The sequence below is a fragment of the Allobosea vaviloviae genome (assembly GCF_001298265.1).
Taxonomy (GTDB): domain Bacteria; phylum Pseudomonadota; class Alphaproteobacteria; order Rhizobiales; family Beijerinckiaceae; genus Allobosea; species Allobosea vaviloviae_B.
Genome location: NZ_LGSZ01000016.1, coordinates 1 through 1,442, shown reverse-complemented (window position 1 = coordinate 1,442; position 1,442 = coordinate 1). Strand labels below are relative to the sequence as shown.

Here is a 1,442-nt window from a genome sequence, read left to right as displayed (position 1 = left end):
AGCGCCACCGTCTGGAAATTGCTGGCGGCCTCGGCCTGGCTGTAGCCTTCGCGCGAGCGGACGTAGCGACCGAGGAAATACTTGGTCACCGCCTCGTCGTAGCTGCGCGGCGATGTCCCGAGCGCCGAGACCGTCTCGACGATGCCTGTCGCGTTGTCGACGCGGATGACGAAGGGCTCGACAGTCTTGAGGGGAGCGAGCGCCGCGACCGCGCCGACGGCGGCCGTCGCGAGAACGCAGGCTGCGGTCGCGACGAACCAGGCCAGCCGCTTCGAGCGCTGCGCCGTCAGCAGCAAATCCTGCTCCCAGCGGCGCGCATTGTCGAAATAGTCCTTGAGATCGTCGGGCCTAACCATGGCGGGTCGCCTCCCCGCAAGGCAGGAACGATCGCGCGATGTCGAAGGAGGACCAGGTAGAGGCAGCTTGTGCCACATTATGGGCGGAAGGATCGCGATGAGCTTGGCCGAGCCGCTTGACCGCAGGCGCGTCAGGCTGCGGCGAAACCGGGGGCGTGGCCTCCCAGTCCCAAAGCGACCGGTTGAGAGGGCGCTTGGCCGAACCGTCACAGGACGGTGCGCCCTTGTTCCAGCCGGCACAGCCCGTCACCGCCATGGCCAACACGATGCTGGTAATCACGCGACAATTCATTAAAGCAAATCCTTCTCGGCATCCTTGCGCGGACACTGTTGTTCCCGGCGTGGAGGGTGGATTCAGACGCGCCTGATCTCGCCGCCCTGACGACGGGCTCGGATACGAGCGGCTGTTCGATTCGCGGCAGCGTGGGCGCCGGCGTAAGCACCAACGGCCGCCGATGCAGCGTTCGCGGTGATGGCGCTGGTCACGACGCGGGCGGCGAGCGACGCACCGCCGCCTGCAAGCCCGCCGGCGATGGCGGGCAACTGGATCGCGATGTAGGCGGCCAGCCCCAACACGGCGCTGATGGCGACGGCGCCCACAATCAGCGCGCCAGCAGTCGATGTATTCGCCCCATACTTCTCAACGAAGCCCTGCACGGAAGTCAGCATCAGCCCGACCAATGCGACGACAAGGATGTGGAGAATGAGGAAGTTCGCGACCTGGCGGGTCCATGCCTCCGCGAAGGGGCGGGTCGCTTCGAAGAGGGCGAGCGCGATGAAGATCGGGCCCAGCGCGATGACGATTGCGAGGCCAATTTTGGCGTAGAGCAGGACGGCGAACTGGAGGAACGATCCGAACGCCACGAAGACGAGTAGGATGGCCGCGATCAGAGCCGGCGCAATGTTGGTGAGCCCTGCCTGATCGTAGATTTTATAGGCGACTTCGATGCCCTTGCTCAGCAGTTTGTCGAAGGGCTGACCGGACGTGACATCCAATGTTGAGCCGCCCAAGGCATTCCCGATCTCCTTTGGAAGCGAGGTGAAGAAGAGGTCGGTGACATATTGCTGGAAAGAGCTCGAATTCGA

2 protein-coding genes are annotated in these 1,442 nt (G+C 64.3%); both read right to left on the bottom strand.

Translation table 11 applies throughout. From position 1 onward, the window contains the following. The coding region (locus AE618_RS02450; RefSeq protein ID WP_248310721.1) for a VirB8/TrbF family protein at window positions 1-356 on the bottom strand (356 nt) is incomplete at its 3' end. 354 nt (window positions 357-710) lie between these two features. Beyond that, window positions 711-1,442: type IV secretion system protein (locus AE618_RS02445; RefSeq protein WP_054207480.1), on the bottom strand; the 732-nt coding region annotated here is incomplete at its 5' end.